This is a genomic window from Polaribacter sp. 2405UD43-2 (assembly GCF_058147125.1).
In genome coordinates, this window is the sequence record NZ_JBYVJX010000121.1 from 1 (window position 1) to 232 (window position 232).

Annotated in this window: 1 protein-coding gene; it reads right to left on the reverse strand. The window is 27.6% G+C overall.

The genetic code is table 11. The features are described 5' to 3' along the window. On the reverse strand, window positions 1–180 hold a 180-nt coding region (locus ACY2RX_RS14990), incomplete at its 3' end, for a hypothetical protein (RefSeq protein ID WP_490104760.1). Window positions 181–232: the final 52 nt, after the last annotated feature.

Genomic DNA, 232 nt, shown 5'->3' on the forward strand with positions numbered 1-232 from the left:
CACAACAGATTTTGTTAACTCGTTAGGAAGAATATCTTTCAGTAAATCACTTTTCCTTGCGCTGTTAAAATATTCTTGTTGATTGAATTTTTTTTTAGCTTTACTCGAAATTTTATTTTTAATTAATTTCTTTTCATCTAAAGACAATCTACAAAAAGACCCAAATTGTTGCAGCTTCATTTTCTCATGACACTCTCTTAGATCCCTCATTATTTTAATGATATATAGTTGT